At 67.9% G+C, this 15,421-nt stretch carries 13 protein-coding genes; 3 read left to right on the top strand and 10 right to left on the bottom strand.

Annotation, left to right across the window (positions count from 1 at the left end):
• Positions 1-101 precede the first annotated feature (101 nt).
• Positions 102-404 carry a plasmid stabilization protein gene (locus VGN82_RS07345; protein ID WP_327526338.1) on the top strand — a complete coding sequence of 101 codons (303 nt, stop codon included), beginning with the start codon at positions 102-104 and terminating at the stop codon, positions 402-404.
• A gap of 93 nt (positions 405-497) precedes the next feature.
• On the opposite strand, the gene VGN82_RS07340 is transcribed toward VGN82_RS07345, so the two are convergent.
• From VGN82_RS07340 to VGN82_RS07330, 3 genes are all read right to left on the bottom strand, one after another.
• Positions 498-2,783: an NADP-dependent malic enzyme gene (locus VGN82_RS07340; protein WP_327526337.1), complete on the bottom strand. Its 2,286-nt coding sequence runs from the start codon at positions 2,781-2,783 to the stop codon at positions 498-500.
• Between the two features lie 138 nt (positions 2,784-2,921).
• On the bottom strand, positions 2,922-4,754 hold the full coding sequence (locus VGN82_RS07335; RefSeq protein WP_327526336.1) for a methyl-accepting chemotaxis protein: 1,833 nt from the start codon (positions 4,752-4,754) through the stop codon (positions 2,922-2,924).
• A gap of 86 nt (positions 4,755-4,840) precedes the next feature.
• On the bottom strand, positions 4,841-6,712 hold the full coding sequence (locus VGN82_RS07330; RefSeq protein WP_327526335.1) for a methyl-accepting chemotaxis protein: 1,872 nt from the start codon (positions 6,710-6,712) through the stop codon (positions 4,841-4,843).
• A 151-nt stretch (positions 6,713-6,863) separates the two neighbouring features.
• Here VGN82_RS07330 and mutS point away from each other — a divergent pair, with 151 nt between their 5' ends.
• The gene (gene mutS, locus VGN82_RS07325; protein ID WP_414644220.1) at positions 6,864-9,608 is read left to right on the top strand and encodes a DNA mismatch repair protein MutS; all 2,745 of its coding nucleotides are present in this window, start codon (positions 6,864-6,866) and stop codon (positions 9,606-9,608) included.
• On the opposite strand, the gene VGN82_RS07320 is transcribed toward mutS, so the two are convergent.
• The 4 genes from VGN82_RS07320 to VGN82_RS07305 all read right to left on the bottom strand — a co-directional run bounded on the left by VGN82_RS07320 (position 9,605) and on the right by VGN82_RS07305 (position 13,098).
• Entirely contained in the window at positions 9,605-10,492 is an 888-nt protein-coding gene (locus VGN82_RS07320; RefSeq protein ID WP_414644219.1) for a C40 family peptidase, read from the bottom strand. The two genes, mutS and VGN82_RS07320, sit on opposite strands and share 4 nt — an antisense overlap.
• A gap of 16 nt (positions 10,493-10,508) precedes the next feature.
• Entirely contained in the window at positions 10,509-11,213 is a 705-nt protein-coding gene (locus tag VGN82_RS07315; RefSeq protein WP_327526334.1) for an META domain-containing protein, read from the bottom strand.
• A gap of 64 nt (positions 11,214-11,277) precedes the next feature.
• A complete protein-coding gene (locus VGN82_RS07310; RefSeq protein WP_327526333.1) occupies positions 11,278-11,631 on the bottom strand; it encodes a MarR family winged helix-turn-helix transcriptional regulator in 354 nt (117 codons plus the stop codon).
• 81 nt (positions 11,632-11,712) lie between these two features.
• Entirely contained in the window at positions 11,713-13,098 is a 1,386-nt protein-coding gene (locus VGN82_RS07305; protein ID WP_414644217.1) for a leucyl aminopeptidase family protein, read from the bottom strand.
• 147 nt (positions 13,099-13,245) lie between these two features.
• Here VGN82_RS07305 and VGN82_RS07300 point away from each other — a divergent pair, with 147 nt between their 5' ends.
• Positions 13,246-14,127 (top strand): tetratricopeptide repeat protein, encoded by an 882-nt coding sequence (locus VGN82_RS07300; RefSeq protein WP_327526332.1) that lies wholly within the window; start codon positions 13,246-13,248, stop codon positions 14,125-14,127.
• A gap of 200 nt (positions 14,128-14,327) precedes the next feature.
• Here VGN82_RS07300 and VGN82_RS07295 read toward each other — a convergent pair whose 3' ends face one another.
• The 3 genes from VGN82_RS07295 to VGN82_RS07285 form a co-directional block, all read right to left on the bottom strand.
• Entirely contained in the window at positions 14,328-14,615 is a 288-nt protein-coding gene (locus tag VGN82_RS07295; RefSeq protein WP_327526331.1) for a hypothetical protein, read from the bottom strand.
• A 189-nt stretch (positions 14,616-14,804) separates the two neighbouring features.
• The gene (locus VGN82_RS07290; RefSeq protein WP_327526330.1) at positions 14,805-15,014 is read right to left on the bottom strand and encodes a CsbD family protein; all 210 of its coding nucleotides are present in this window, start codon (positions 15,012-15,014) and stop codon (positions 14,805-14,807) included.
• 29 nt (positions 15,015-15,043) lie between these two features.
• Complete coding sequence (locus tag VGN82_RS07285; RefSeq protein WP_327526329.1) at positions 15,044-15,343, bottom strand: hypothetical protein; 300 nt, start codon at positions 15,341-15,343, stop codon at positions 15,044-15,046.
• Positions 15,344-15,421 lie beyond the last annotated feature (78 nt).

Genomic DNA, 15,421 nt, shown 5'->3' with positions numbered 1-15,421 from the left:
CTGGGGACAGGCTGGCTGGTACCGAATGAACTCGAAATGAACGGGAACTGCGTCGGCGCGGCCAGCGTTCGACCGCAAAGGACCCAGCCCAGGAGGCGACCATGCCGCGCGGCGACAAGTCGACCTACACCGACAAGCAGAAGCGCAAGGCCGAGCATATCGAGAAGAGCTACGAGGAGCGCGGCGTTGCCCAGGAAGAGGCGGAAAGGCGCGCCTGGGCCACCGTCAACAAGGAGAGCGGCGGCGGCAACCTGTCCGGCTCCGGCCGGGGCAAGCCCGACACCAAGGTCTCGTCGAAGCGCGGTGGAAAGCTCGGCGGCAAGGCAGCCGCCGCCCGCCCCCCGTCGGAACGATCGGCCTCGGCGAAGAAGGCCGCCGGGACGCGGAGGAAGCGGGCTTCGTGAACTGGTCGGCGTCATGCTCGGGCTTGACCGGAGCATCTCTTGCCGGCCTCCTCGACGAGATGGTCGGGCCAAGCCCGACCATGACGCCCTGCCTCACCCGCCGATGTTAAAGGCCGCCAGCGCCGCCATGTTGACGATGTCGCTGTCCTTGGCGCCGAGCGGCACGATCTGCACGGGCTTGTCGAGACCGACGATCAGCGGGCCGATGACGGTCGAGCCGCCGAGTTCCTGCAGCATCTTCGTCGAGATCGAGGCCGAGTGGAACGCCGGCATGACGAGCACGTTGGCCGGACCGCTGAGACGGCAGAACGGGTACTGCGTCATCAGATCGCGGTTGAGCGCGACATCGGCCGCCATCTCGCCGTCATACTCGAAATCGACCCGCTGGCCGTCGAGTAGCTTGACCGCCTCGCGCACCTTCTCCGAGCGTTCCCCGGCAGGATGGCCGAAGGTCGAGAAGGCGAGCATCGCGACCTTGGGCTCGTAGCCGAGCCGCCGTGCCACGCCGGCGGCCTCGATCGCGATCTCCGACAGTTCGCGGGCCGTCGGCATCTCGGTGATCGCGGTGTCCGCGACCAGCACGGTGCGCTCGCGCGAGAGCACGATCGAGACGCCGATGACGCGATGGCCCGGTTTCTCGTCGATGACGCGGCGGACTTCCTCCAGCGCGATGGAGTAGTTGCGGGTCACGCCCGTCACCATGGCGTCGGCGTCCCCGAGCGCGACCATGGCGGCGGCGAAGTGGTTGCGGTCCTGGTTGATCAGGCGCTGGCAGTCCCGGAAGAGATAGCCCTGCCGCTGCAGGCGCTCATAGAGATACTGGGCATAGGCCGTATTGCGCCTCGACAGGCGCGCATTCTGGACCGAGATGCCCTTCGTCTCGAGATCGATGCCGAGGAAGGTCGCGGTCTCGTAGACGCGCTCCTCGCGGCCGACGAGGATGGCGTGGCCGAGGCCCTGATTGACGAAGGACACCGCGGCGCGGATGACCTGCTCTTCCTCGCCCTCGGCGAAGACGACGCGCTTCGGATAGCGCCGAACCCGCTCGAAGACGCGGTTGAGCGTGCCGGCGACGGGGTCGCGACGGGCCGAAAGCTGCGCCTTGTAGGCGTTCATGTCGACGATCGGCTTGCCGGCAACGCCGGTCTCCATGGCGGCCTTGGCCACCGCCATCGGCACGACATGGATCAGCCGCGGATCGAAGGGGACCGGGATGATGTAGTCCTTGCTGTAGCGCGGGCGTGCGCCCTGATAGGCGGCCGCGACCTCGTCCGGCACATCCTCGCGGGCCAGCATGGCCAACGCCTCGGCCGCCGCGATCTTCATCTCCATGTTGATGGAGGTGGCACGCACGTCGAGCGCGCCGCGGAAGATGAATGGGAAGCCGAGGACGTTGTTGACCTGATTCGGATAGTCCGAGCGGCCGGTCGCCATGATCGCGTCGTCGCGCACGGCGGCCACCTCCTCCGGCGTGATCTCCGGATCAGGGTTGGCCATCGCGAAGATGATCGGGTTCGGCGCCATCGAGGCCACCATCTCCGGGGTCACGGCGCCCTTCTGCGACAGGCCGAAGAAGGCGTCGGCGCCTTCCAGTGCCTGGGCGAGCGTGCGCCGGTCGGTCACGGCGGCATGCGCCGACTTCCACTGGTTCATGCCCTCGGCGCGGCCCTGGTAGATCACGCCCTTGGTGTCGCAGAGGATGACGTTGTCGGGCTTGAAGCCCATCGCCTTGAGCAACTCTGTGCAGGCGATCGAGGCCGCCCCGGCGCCGTTGATGACGAGCCGGGTCGTCTTGACGTCGCGCCCGGTGAGATCGAGCGCGTTGATCAGGCCGGCGGCGGCGATGATCGCAGTGCCGTGCTGGTCGTCATGGAAGACGGGGATGTCCATCAGCTCGCGCAGGCGCTGCTCGATGATGAAGCATTCGGGGGCCTTGATGTCTTCGAGGTTGATGCCGCCGAAGGACGGGCCGAGATAGCGAACGGCTTCGATGAACTTGTCGCTGTCCTCGGTGTCGACCTCGAGATCGATCGAATCGACGTCGGCGAAGCGCTTGAACAGGACCGCCTTGCCCTCCATCACCGGCTTCGAGGCGAGCGCGCCAAGATTGCCGAGGCCGAGGATCGCGGTGCCGTTGCTGATGACGGCGACGAGATTGGCGCGGGCCGTGTAGTCATAGGCCTTGGTGTGATCCTCGGCGATCGCCAGCACAGGCACGGCAACGCCCGGCGAATAGGCGAGCGACAGGTCGCGCTGCGTCGCCATCGGCACGGTTGCCACGACCTCGAGCTTGCCGGGCCTCCCCTCGGAGTGGAACAGCAGGGCTTCCTGATCGGTGAAGGTCGGGCGGGAGCGTTTGATCGGCGGCTGGTCGGACATCGGGGCGTGTTCTTTTTGTGAGCGTTTCCTGGGGGGACGCGGACCATAGGCAAGCCCCCGCGCGCCCACAAGCCGCGCTGATGACGAACGCTCATGCCGCCGGGTTGAAGATGAGCCCCGCGAGTCGGGGTGAAGCCGTCAGAGGCGGCTGCGCACGCTGGCGACGAAATCGCCGACATACTTGTCGAGGGCGCCGGTCTGCTGCTCGACCGTCCGCGCCGCCTCGACGACCAGACGCGCGGCCTCGCCCGTCACGCGCGCCTCGTCGCCGACGGAGCCGACATTGCTCGTCACGAGGATCGCGCTGCCGGCGACGGCCTGAGCGTCGGCCGCGATGGAGGACACGATGTCCGCCTGCCGGTTCACGACGCGCGCGAGCACGCCGGAGCTCTGTTCGATATCGCTCATGGTCTTGTCCATGAAGGCCACGGCGCCGGACGCTGTCGCCGCTGCCGCCCTGATCTCCTGCAGCGTATCGGCGATGTCGCGCGTCGCCTTCTGCGTCTGCTCGGCGAGGTTCTTGACCTCCCCGGCGACGACGGCGAAGCCGCGACCGGCCGCTCCGGCTCGTGCGGCCTCGATCGTGGCGTTGAGCGCGAGCAGATTTGTCCGGGCCGCGATATCCTCGATGAAGTCGAGCACCGCGCTCGCCTTGTCGGCGGCAGCGTTCAGGCCCGCGACGTCGCTCTGCGTTTCGCGGACATAGCTCGCGGCATCATGAGCGGCGAGATCGGCATGCTCGGTCTGTCGGGTCAGTTCGCGGATCGAAGCCTCGATCTCCTCCGCCGCGATCGCGACGCTGCCGATGCGGCTCGAGGCGCTCTCCGCTTCCCGCGCCGCCGCGACGGCACGTTGCGTGGTGTTGTCCGCACTACGCGTCATGGCGCCTGCGGCCTCGTGCATGCCGCGGACCGATTGCCCGACATCCTGGAGCGCCTTGCCGACGGTGACCTCGAGCTGGCCCGCGAGCTCGTCGAGCTGGCTCCTGCGCGCCTCTTCGAGCTCCGCGCGGCGGGCTTCGAGCGTCCGTTCATCAGTGACGTCGAACAGGATGCCGTCCCAGATCCGGGTTCCGTCGGGCAGGCGACGCATGGTCGCCTCGCTGCGCATGGCCACAATCGAGCCGTCCTTGCCGTGATAGCGCAGGTAGAGCCGCCAATTGTCCTTCTCGTCGAAGCCTGTCCGGCAGGCCTCCTCGAAACGCACCCGGTCCTCCGGGATCATCCTGTCGATCCAGACGCGAGCGTCGCGCTCGACATCCTCCTGCTTGATCCCGAGCAGTTCGCCGAGGCCGAAGGAGGCGAAGCGATAACTGACCGTGCCCTCGGGGCTCAGGATGCGCTGATAGAGCGTACCGGGGACGCGCTGCGCCAGGGTTTTGAAGCGATAGCCCGTTTCGCGCCGCTCGGAATCGACGATGATCAGAACTGACGCCAGCACCGTGCCGATGACGTTGATCACGAGGACAGGCGGAAATGCCTCGGTCAGCACGGCCCACATCATGCCTCGGTTGGGCAGCAGCAGGATTGGAGGCAGCAGGACCAGACCGCTGGCGAGGGCCAGCCACACGACGTCACTGCGGGAAGGAGGACGCCGTCGCGCCTGGATATGCCAGTGCATCGCAAGACCGGCGAGCGTCGAGAGCACGATGCCGAAAATGCCCGCGACCGTACCGCCGCCGCCCTCGAAATAGCGGTAGGCCGACAGCGTGCCGCCAACCAGCACCCCTGCCAGCGGCCCGCCAAAGGCTCCGGCGAGCAACGCCGCGATGTTGCGCGAGCTCACGACCACGCCCGGCTGCAACACGAAAGGATGCACCATGCTCAACAGGCCGGCGCCAGCGAACAGCAGCGCGATCGCGAGCCGGCGGGCCAGCGGATAGCGCTCGAGAGGCGCCGTGATGACCATCACGGCCAGCGCTGCCAGCAGGATGAACGACAGACTCTCGATCAGGGTGACGAACAGCAACATCGAGCCGGCTCGGTTAACGATCGAACAACCATGGCCGCGATTGCTGAACGCCTTCCTAACGTGACCGGCGTTTACACGATGAAAAACTAGAGACGACGGCGCAGACTGCCCACGAACTCTCCGACATAGCGGTCGAGCGAGGCGGTCTGTTCATCGACCTTGCGAGCGACGCCGAGAACGCGCTCGGCGGCGGCGCCGGTAACGGAGACCTCGTCCGCGACCGAACCGACGCTGGTCGTGACGGCGCTGGTGCTGCCCGCGACGGCCTGAGCATCGGCCGTGATCGTCGAGGCGATGTCGGCCTGCCGGCTGACGACATCGGCGATCGCACCCGATGTCTGCTCGATCGTGGTCATCGTTCCCTCGATATGGGCCACGGCATCGGAGGCGGTCGCCGCCGCGCCGCGAATCTCCTGCAGCGTCTCGGCGATGTCGCGGGTGGCCTTCTGGGTCTGCTCGGCCAGGTTCTTGACCTCGCCGGCGACGACGGCGAAGCCGCGCCCCGCCGCCCCGGCACGGGCTGCCTCGATCGTCGCATTGAGGGCCAGAAGATTGGTGCGCGCAGCGATGTCCTCGATGAAATCGAGCACGGAACTGACCTTGTCGGCGGCTTCGCCGAGACCGGCAACGTCGCGGCGGGTGGAGCGGACATAGCTCGCCGCATCGCGCACCGTCTGGTCGGCATGGGCGGTCTGGCGCGTCAATTCGCGGATCGAGGCCTCGATCTCCTCCGCCGCGACCGCGACGCTGCTGACGCGCCGCGACGCGACATCCGCCTCGCGCGTGACCTCGCCGGCGCGCAGCGCCGTATTGTTGGCACTGCCGACCATTTCGTTCGCCGCCTCGTACATGCCGCGCACAGAAGACGCGACATCCTGCAGCGCCTTGCCGACCGTCACCTCGAGTTGCGAGGCGAGGTTGCCGAGGGCCGCCTTGCGCTCATCGTCGAATTCGAGCCGCCGCTGCTCGAGCGTCCGCTCCGCCGTGACATCGGTCATGATGCCGTCCCAGCAGATCGAGCCGTCCGCCAGGCGCCGCGCGGCCGCGTCGGTCCGGAGCCAGATCATCGAGCCATCGTCACGCCGGTGACGTCCTTCGAACCGCCACGGCTTCAGCGTCCTCTCAGCGGCGGCCTGGGCATTGGCATTCGCGAGGAACTCACGGTCTTCGGGCACCATCCAGCGCAGCCAGCTGGTCGGATCGCGCTCGACCTCTTCGCGCGTCACATCGAGGAAGTCCTCGATCTTGGAGTTCGCGAGCTTGTGCTGGATCGAGCCATCCGGTCGCAAGATCTTCTGGTAGAGGACACCGGGCATGTTGGCCGTGCAAGCCTCGAGGCGCAGCAGGGCCTCGACCCGCTGCTGGTCGTTCCTCATGATATAGCCGACGAGGAAAGTGCCCAGGACATTGACGACTGTCGTGCCTGGTCCGGACAAGGTCATGATCAGGACCGAAGCTCGCGGAAACGGGACCAGCAGCAGGATCATCACCACCGGCATCCAGGCTGCGACGAGGCTGAGGCCGAACAGCCCGGCCAGGGACACCATCCGTCCGTCTCGCTGAAGCCTGATCGCATAGACCACGCCGATGGCCGAACAGAGCACGATGCCGGCGATCCCCGCCATCGTGCCACCCCCGCCAAGGTAAAGCCGCAATGCGGACAGCACGATCGCCGAAACGAGCGCCGCGAGCGGGCCGCCGAGCGGGCCGGCGAGGACGGCGACGATGTTGCGGAAGTCGAGCAGGATGCCAGGCTGTACGGTTATCGCGTCCAGCATGCTGGCGCAGCCACCTGCCGCGAGCACGAGCCCGACGACAACCTGGCGCAGCCTGTGATGGTCGCCGAGCCGCTGCGTCGCCAGCGATACCAGCACCGCAGCGACGATGAGGTAACCAAGACCCCTGGTCAGTTCCAGTAGCATATGGGCTTGCCCGCTGCGGCCAATGACGGCATCCATCCAACATCTACGCCGGCTGCAGCTAACGAATGCTAAACCTTGTCGGGCCAGCGCCTTCCTGACCCGCATCCACACCAAAAATCGGCGAGCAGAGCGCCGAAGCGGCTCTGCGGTTCCCAAGCCTGGGCCGAGACGCTAGCGTCCGCGAGCCATGCACCGCACCCTGCCTCCTCATCACGAACGGGTCGATCCGCCCGTCGCTCCCCCTGCCGTCGCCAAGGAGGAGAGCGGCCGCGTCACGCCGATGATGGCGCAGTATGTCGAGATCAAAGCCGCCAATCCCGACTGCCTGCTGTTCTACCGGATGGGCGATTTCTACGAGCTGTTCTTCAGTGATGCCGAGATCGCCTCGCGCACGCTCGGGATCGTGCTGACCAAGCGCGGCAAGCATCAGGGCGACGACATCCCGATGTGCGGCGTGCCGGTCGAGCGCGCCGACGACTACCTGCAGCGGCTGATCGCGGCCGGACACCGCGTCGCGGTCTGCGAGCAGGTCGAGGATCCGGCCGAGGCCAAGAAGCGCGGCCCGAAATCCGTGGTGAGGCGCGATGTGGTGCGCCTCGTCACGCCCGGCACGATCACCGAGGAACGGCTGCTCGAACCTGGTCGCGCCAGCCTGCTGGTTGCCGTGGCGCGGCGCAAGCTCGGCGACGCCAGCGCTCTCTACGGCATCGCCGCGATCGACATCTCGACGGGGCGTTTCAGCGTGATGGAGGCGCCGCAGGAGCGGCTCGCGATCGAGTTCGCCCGTCTAGAGCCGCGCGAGATCGTCTGCCCGGATGCGATCCATGACGATCCGGAGCTGAAGGATTTCTGGCGCGAGATCGGAGTTCCGGTGACGCCGCTCGCGCGCGACGGGCTCGATGCGGCCTCGGCCGAACGGCGGCTCAAGGACTTCTTCGGCGTCGCGACGCTCGACGCCTTCGGCAGCTTCAGCCGGGCGGAGGTCGCGGCTGCCGGCGCAGCGCTGGCCTATGTCGAGCGCACGCAGTTCGGTGCGCGCCCACCGCTTTCGCCGCCGGTGCGGGACGCCGGCTCGGCCACGATGCTGATCGACGCTGCGACGCGGGCCAATCTCGAACTGACACGGACGCTGTCGGGCGAGCGAAGCGGCAGCCTGCTGGCCGCGATCGACCGCACCGTGACGCCGGGCGGGGCGCGACTGCTCGCCGAGCGCCTGGCCGGTCCCCTGACCGACCCGTCGACCATCGCCGAGCGCCACGATGCCGTCGAGGCGCTGGTTGCGGACGGTGCGCTGCGCGAGGATCTACAATCCGCGCTCGCCAAGGTCCCCGACATCTCCCGCGCCTTGGCAAGGCTGTCGCTCGATCGGGGCGGGCCGCGCGATCTGGCGGCGCTGGGCTTCGGCTTGAGTGCCGCGCGCGCGATCGTGGCCATGCTGCTCGGCCGGGCTGCCTTGCCGGCCGAATTGTCGAAGGCAGCGCGCGCCCTGTCCGAGGTCGACCCCGACCTGCCGGCCCGACTCGAGGCGACGCTCGCCGACGAGCTGCCGCTGAACCGCCGCGACGGCCGCTTCGTGCGCGAGGGGCATGATCCGGCCCTCGACGAGTTGCGGCTGTTGCAGGTCGATTCACGCAAGGTGATCGCGCAGCTGCAGGCGCGCTACGCCGCGGAGACCGGCTGCCGCACGCTGCGGATCAAGCACAACTCGATGCTCGGCTATTTCGTCGAGGTGCCGCAGGCCACCGGCGAGGACTTTCTGAAGGAACCCTGGCGGGCAACCTTCGTGCACCGGCAGACCATGTCGGATGCGATGCGCTTCTCCTCCGTGGAGCTCGGGGGGCTCGAAGCCAAGATCGCCTCGGCGGCCGACCGCGCACTCAAGCTCGAACTCGGGATCTTCGCCGCGCTCAGCGAGGATGTCCTCGGCCATTCCGAAGCGATCAAGCGGGCTGCGGCGGCGCTGGCCGAGATCGATGTCGCGGCCGGGCTTGCCGAGCTCGCCGCGCGGGAGGGCTGGAACCGGCCGCTGATCGACGCGAGCGAGGCCTTCACCATCAGCGGCGGTCGACACGCGGTCGTCGAGGCGGCGCTGAAGCGCGACGGCAAGCCCTTCGTCGCCAACGAAACCGAGCTGTCTCCACCAGGCCCTGGGGCGAAGGGCGGCCGTATCTGCCTGATCACAGGCCCCAACATGGCCGGTAAATCCACCTTCCTGCGGCAGAACGCCCTGATCGCGGTGCTCGCCCAGATGGGTGCCTTCGTGCCGGCGGCGAGCGCGCATATCGGCATCGTCGATCGGCTGTTCTCGCGCGTCGGCGCCGCCGACGACCTGGCGCGCGGGCGCTCGACCTTCATGGTCGAGATGGTCGAGACCGCCGCGATCCTCAACCAGGCCGGACCGCGCGCGCTCGTCATCCTCGATGAGATCGGGCGCGGCACCGCGACCTTCGACGGTCTGTCGATCGCCTGGGCCGCGATCGAGCATCTGCACGAGATCAATCGCTGCCGGGGCCTGTTCGCGACGCATTATCACGAGCTGACCGCTCTCGGCGACCGACTGGAGCGCATCACCAATGCGACCGTGCGCGTCACCGAATGGAACGGCGAGGTCGTCTTCCTGCACGAGGTCGTTCCGGGCGCCGCCGATCGCTCCTACGGGATCCAGGTCGCCAAGCTCGCCGGCCTGCCTCCGGCCGTGGTCGACCGGGCCCGTACCATTCTCGGCGAGCTGGAAAAGAGCGAGCGCGAGAAGCCCGTCGCGTCGCTGGTCGACGACCTGCCGCTCTTTGCGGCACCGCCCCGGCGAGTCGCGCCGACGCCCGCCCTGCCGGCGGAAGACCCGCTGCGACTTGCGCTCGACGGCCTCGACCTCGACGAGATGACGCCGCGCCAGGCGCTGGAGGCGCTGTATCGGCTGAAGGGACTCGGTTAGCCCAAGCGCCGGATGCTCGTGATCGCGCCGAAGCTCTTCGCCTGGATGCGATCGCGGGCGATGCGCAGCGGCTCGCTCATCACGGTCATCGAATAGGCGGTGGCATGGAGCAGGGTTTCGGGATCGGTCAGGATGCCGACATGGCCCTTCCAGAAGACGAGATCGCCGCGCCTCAGGCCCTGCAGGCTGTCGTCGAAGTCCAGCGCCGTGCCGATGCCGGCCTCAAGCATGTCGGAATCGCGCGGCGAAGCGATGCCGGCCGCGGCGAGGGCCAGCTGCGTCAGCCCCGAGCAGTCGAGCCCGAGGCTGGTCTTGCCGCCCCAGAGATAGGGCACGTTCAGGAAGCGCTCGGCCACAGTCACGAAATCAGGCGCCGGCGCTTCGACCGCGGCGACGTGAGCGGCGAAGACATAGCCGTTGGCGTATCGGCCGAACTCCGAGAGCACGGCGAAATCCCCGCTCTCGCCGACAACCGTGACGCCCGCGCCGAGCGAAAGCGCCGCCAGCGGCGGCAGCTTCATCGAAGGGCCGGGATAGACGAAGGTCCTGAGCGCGCTGACATGATGCGTCGGGGCGAGCGCATCGCCACGCAGCGCATCGTCGGGGAGATAGCCGACATAGCCATCCGAGCGGAGCTGGACCCAGGCCCAGCCCTCGAAGCTCTCATAGACATCGACGCGCTCGCCGCAGAGCGCCTCCGTGTCGAGCGGGGCGTCCGGACGCGGCTCGCGGCGCAGCGGCGCCGACGGCGCGGCGACGCGCATCGGGACGGGATCGACGAAGGTCCTCGCCTCGACCTGCCCCTCCAGACGGCGCGCGGCGAGATCGGGGCGGGCGGGCGTGGTCCGGCGGTCGAACGTCTTGCCGTCGAGCATCTTGGTCATGTGTCACGAATCCATTTCAGCGACGGCGGGCAACGAGTGCCTCGCCAGCCTTCCCCTTGAGGACGAGATTGCCGTTGGGGCGAATATCGAAGCCGACGACGCCCTCGAGCTGGCGCAGCAGAACCTGCTCCTGCTGCATGATCGCCGGCTCGCAGGCCATCATCGTCGCTGCCGCGGGGCCGATCGAGAGCCCTTCGCCGGTCAGCTTGAACGTGGCCCGGAAGCGATTGCACGACGCCTTGCCGACGAGCGCGCTGTCCTCGAGGAATTGCAGCGTCGCGCCGGCCTTGGCGAGGGCGGGCTTGCCGCCGATCTGCGTCACCGTCCACTCATCGGTTCCGAGCAGATCGCGCGGCAGGCCGCCGCAGCCGCGCAGCACCGCGCCGAGGCCGAAGATCGCCACGCTGTCGGGATGCGGCATGCCGCTCATCGTGTCATGACAGAGCCTGCGCTCGATAGCGACCCGGGACGGACGGCCACCGAAGACGATGTCGTAACGGGCCCGCCGGCCGGTCCGGCGCGCCCTTGGCGTCGGCGCCTGGAACCGCTCTCCGGCCGCCATTTCCAGCACGATGTTGTCCTGCGAGACCGTCAGATGCCAGCCCGGCTCCTGACCGCGCGCGGAATAGGGCGGCGCGCCGAGCGGGGCCGCGAAGGCACCGCCGCTCAGGACAAGGGCGGCGAGGCCGGCAAGGCGGCCGAGGCGGTTCTTCCGAGACATGGTGATTCCCCGACGGACGACGCGACCATAGTCCCGACGGCCCGGCAGCGCCACGCGCTCCCGGTCAGCCGCCACCGATCTCGCGGGCATGTTCGACGACGAGATCCGCCAGCCGCTCGACCGCGAGCGCTCCCGCGACGGTGCGCTGGATCACGACGTTGCGGCGGTCGAACTCGTCGCGCTTGCGGGTGACGAGGCCGAGCTTGCCCATGGTGTCGAGGGCGCGGGTGATGACCGGCTTGGTGACGCCGAGCTGCGCGGCCAGGCCACGCACGGTATGCGGCGGCAGCTCCAGATAGATCGTCAGCAGGATCGCCGTCTGGCGGGCCGAGAGATCGGCCTGCCCGTCGCGCACGAGATCGAGATGCACCTGACGCCAGAGCTTGAGCGCCTGAGAAGGCCTGATCTCCAAGGGCATGAGCGCGCGCGGTCCCGATCGTTACGGGTCCGTATCATTGTCCCGCATACGCGAAGGCGCAATCGGCTTCTGGCGACAGGCTTAACCGGCCGGGTAAAGCTGCCTGACCAGTGCGTAGGTCAGCCGCGCCGCCTGACATTCCCCGCCCTCCGGTCGTCCGGGCTTCGACGACGGATTCCAGGCATAGATGTCGAAATGGGCATAGGACGCGGACTTCTCGACGAAGCGGTTGAGGAACAGCGCCGCCGTCACCGAGCCCGCGAAGGCCCCGCCGGAAACATGGTTGAGGTCGGCGATCCGGGAATCGAGCATGCGCTCGTAGTTCGGCCAGAGCGGCATGCGCCAGACCGGGTCGTTGACGGCCTCGCCCTGCCTCGCGATCTCGGCCGCGAGCCCCTCGTCATGGGTGTAGAAGGGCGGCAGCTCCGGGCCCAATGCGGTCCGGGCGGCACCGGTCAGCGTGGCGTAGTCGATCAGGAGTTCCGGGGCCTCCTCATCCGCCAGAGCAAGCGCATCGGCCAGGATCAGCCGGCCCTCGGCATCGGTGTTGCCGATCTCGACAGACAGGCCCTTGCGGCTGGCCAGCACGTCACCGGGACGGAAGGAGGAGCCCGAGACGGCATTCTCCACGGCGGGCACGAGCAGGCGCAGGCGAACGGGCAGCTTCGCCAGCATGATCATGCGCGCCGCCGCGATCGCCGCGGCCGCACCGCCCATGTCCTTCTTCATCAGCAGCATGCCGGCCGATGTCTTGAGGTCGAGTCCGCCGGTGTCGAAGGCGACACCCTTGCCGACGAGCGTGATCCGTGGATGGGCCGGATCGCCCCAGACGAGATCGACCAAGCGCGGGGCACGCGGCGAAGCCCGGCCGACCGCATGGATCATCGGGAAGTTGCGGACGAGCAGCTCGTCGCCGACGATCGCCGTGGCCGTGGCACCGCATTCGGCGGCAAGCGCGCGGATTGCCGTCTCGATCTCGGCTGGGCCCATGTCGTTGGCAGGCGTGTTCACCAGATCGCGCGCGAGCGCGACCGATGTGGCGATCCGGATCAGGTCCGCGCCGTCGACGCCGTCGGGAAGGACCAGCCGCGCCGTGGCCGGGGCCGCCTTGCGGTAGCGCCCGAAAGCATAGCCCTGGAGCAACCAGCCGAGTGCCGCGAGTGCCGGATCGCCGACCTCTCCCCGCAGCGCATAGTCCCCGGCGGGCAGCGAGGTGGCGAGTCGCCCCGGAGCGAAGGGATCGCGCCGCCGGACATCGCCCGCCTCGACGCCGAGCAGCACTGCCGCGACCGCGCCGGAGGCATCGGGCAGGACGAGATGCTGGCCAGGCTTGCCGGCAAAGCCCTGTGCCTCGGCAAAGCGCCGGCTCACGGGCGAAAGCTCCGCAAGAAGCGCGGGCAGCCCCGGCTTCGTCACGCAATGAACCGGAACGGCAGCCGGCGACGCTTGAACGATGAGGCTGTTCACGAGGATCTGTTCCGTGGTCGGGAGGGGTGGCGAGCGCCGGTTAAGGATGCGTTAGGGTTAACGTTTTATCACCGGAGGAACCGCAGCTTCCATCGTGGCAAGGCGATGAGACTCATGTTTTCCAGTCATCTGTCTTCCATGTTTCGGATGCGCCGTCACCCTTCCGCTTCCGCGCGCCGCTTCTCCGCGCCGGGGCTGGGACTGAGCGTCTGCCTCGCCGCGCTCGCGCTGGCCGGCTGCCAGGGCCGCGGCGGGCTGGGCGACATCACGGGGTCGATCAACAAGAGCACGACGCAGCCGCGCACCTCCGCCGACTGGCATGCGGAGAGCGAGCGCTGGGGCAAGCGCTACGAGGCCAACCAGAAGGATCGCGACGCGGCCTTCAACTATGCGCGTGCGCTCCGCGCGCTCGACCAGAACGCGCAGGCCCTCGCCGTGCTGCAGAGCGCCGTTCTGACCCACTCCAACGATCGCGAGATGCTCGGCGCCTATGGCCGATCGCTGGCCGACAACGGGCGCCTCAAGGAAGCCGATGAGGTGCTCTCGCGGGCCCATTCGCCGGAACGGCCGGATTGGCGCATCCTCTCGGCGCAGGGTACCGTCGCCGACCAGCTCGGCGAGCATGCCCGGGCCCAGCAAATCTATCAGGCCGCGCTCAAGATCGCGCCGGGCGAGCCGACCGTGCTGTCCAATCTCGGCCTCTCGCTCGCGCTCTCGCGACAACTGCCCGAGGCCGAGCGAGTCCTGCGCGAAGCGGCTGCCACCGGAAGCGGCGACTCACGCGTGCGACAGAATCTGGTGCTGGTGTTGGGACTTCAGGGTCGTTTCGGCGAGGCCGAGACGCTGGCGAAACAGGACCAGAGCCCGGCCGAAGCGGCGGCGACGGTCGCCTATCTCAAGCGCAGCGTCAGCCAGCCCAATAGCTGGGACATGCTCAGGGGCGGCAATTCCAAGGGCAAGCCGAAGACGGCCCCCTCCCCCTCTCCCGCTCAAGCGCGCGCTCCGGAATCAGTCACGCCACAAGGCTGAAAGCGTTTCCGGCCTTGGCTCGGGCTCGTGGGCGTCCATGCGACCTGACGCGATCGTCTGAGCGCAGGTGCTCGCGAATGTGCCGGACAAGCACACACCGTCTCTTGAAGAGACGGTGATTGATTTGGCTTCGATCGGTACCCTGCCGCGTTTCACCCTCTCGGATGCCCGCCGGATCCGGATGATGAAGCGGGCAGCCGTCAAACCCTCGGCGGCAGCGCAGCGCGATCGAACACGGGTATGGCTTCGGTGGGGCCGGCCAGCGAGCTGCCTGTCGGAATGTCTTCGGCGGCGTGCCGGACAGCTTCCTCGAATTCGGTCAGTCCGTCTGGCGTGTCGTTGGCGTCGCTGCCTTCATCGTGAACATTGGTGCGATCACTGACACGCCGGCCGGTCGCGATGGGATCGGCTTCCAGTGGGCTCTCTGCAGGCGTGAGCGGCTTGCGCTCGTCCTCGAGCAACGCCGGATTTTCGCGAGGCTTTTGCATGGCTTCCTCCTGTCCCTGAAGAAGCTCGCGCGAGGCGGAATGTTCCAACGGTCACGAGCGCTAGCCCAGGGGCACCGTGCCGGGCGCTGCCGACTTCCGACAGCTCACACAATGAGCCCGGCGCCCTCCTGGAAGACGCCGGGCCCTCACTGACAAGAGCATTCGCTGGAGGGCGAGCTTGCTCGATCGTCAGTGATTCCAGGTTTGACGATTGTACCAAGTATCGACGTCGGATTTCGCCTGATCCTTGGCAAGCCCGTAGCGCTCCTGAATCTTGCCTTCGAGCTGGTCGCGCTTGCCGGCGATGATGTCGAGATCATCGTCCGTCAACTTGCCCCACTGTTCCTTGATGTTGCCCTTGAGCTGTTTCCAGTTTCCTTCGACGCGGCTCCAATCCATTGGATCCTCCATCTTCGCTGTGGCTGAACCTAGGAAACGCGCGAGCGGGTCTTTGGTTCACCAGATTGGCGAAGAGGGTCTGAACGCAGATCGACGACCTTGATCGTGCCGCTGGCGGGCGGCTTCGATCCCTCGCTCATCGCCGTGTCGGCGACCGGGTCGGAATGGTGCTTCTCTGCTGCGATGCCCTCGCGATCCCAGGGCTCGTAAGGCGCATTCGGTCCCGTCGGATGGGCCGAGCGAGGGTTCGGGCCGGCCCGATGCTCGGTTTCGCCTCCCGACTGACCGGGCCGTCGGGCCGTGTGGTAGGTCGCCGGGGCATCGGTCATGCGATTGCGCTCTTTCGCCATGGTGCAATCCTCCTCGGAGGAAAACCCTTTGACGCTCGACCGGGTTCCGTTGGCGTC

Origin of the sequence: Allobosea sp., assembly GCF_035999205.1 — a bacterium.
In the GTDB taxonomy this organism is placed as follows: Bacteria; Pseudomonadota; Alphaproteobacteria; order Rhizobiales; family Beijerinckiaceae; genus Allobosea.
Note: the sequence above shows the minus strand (reverse complement) of the source record. Positions and strands in the feature narration are given on the sequence as shown.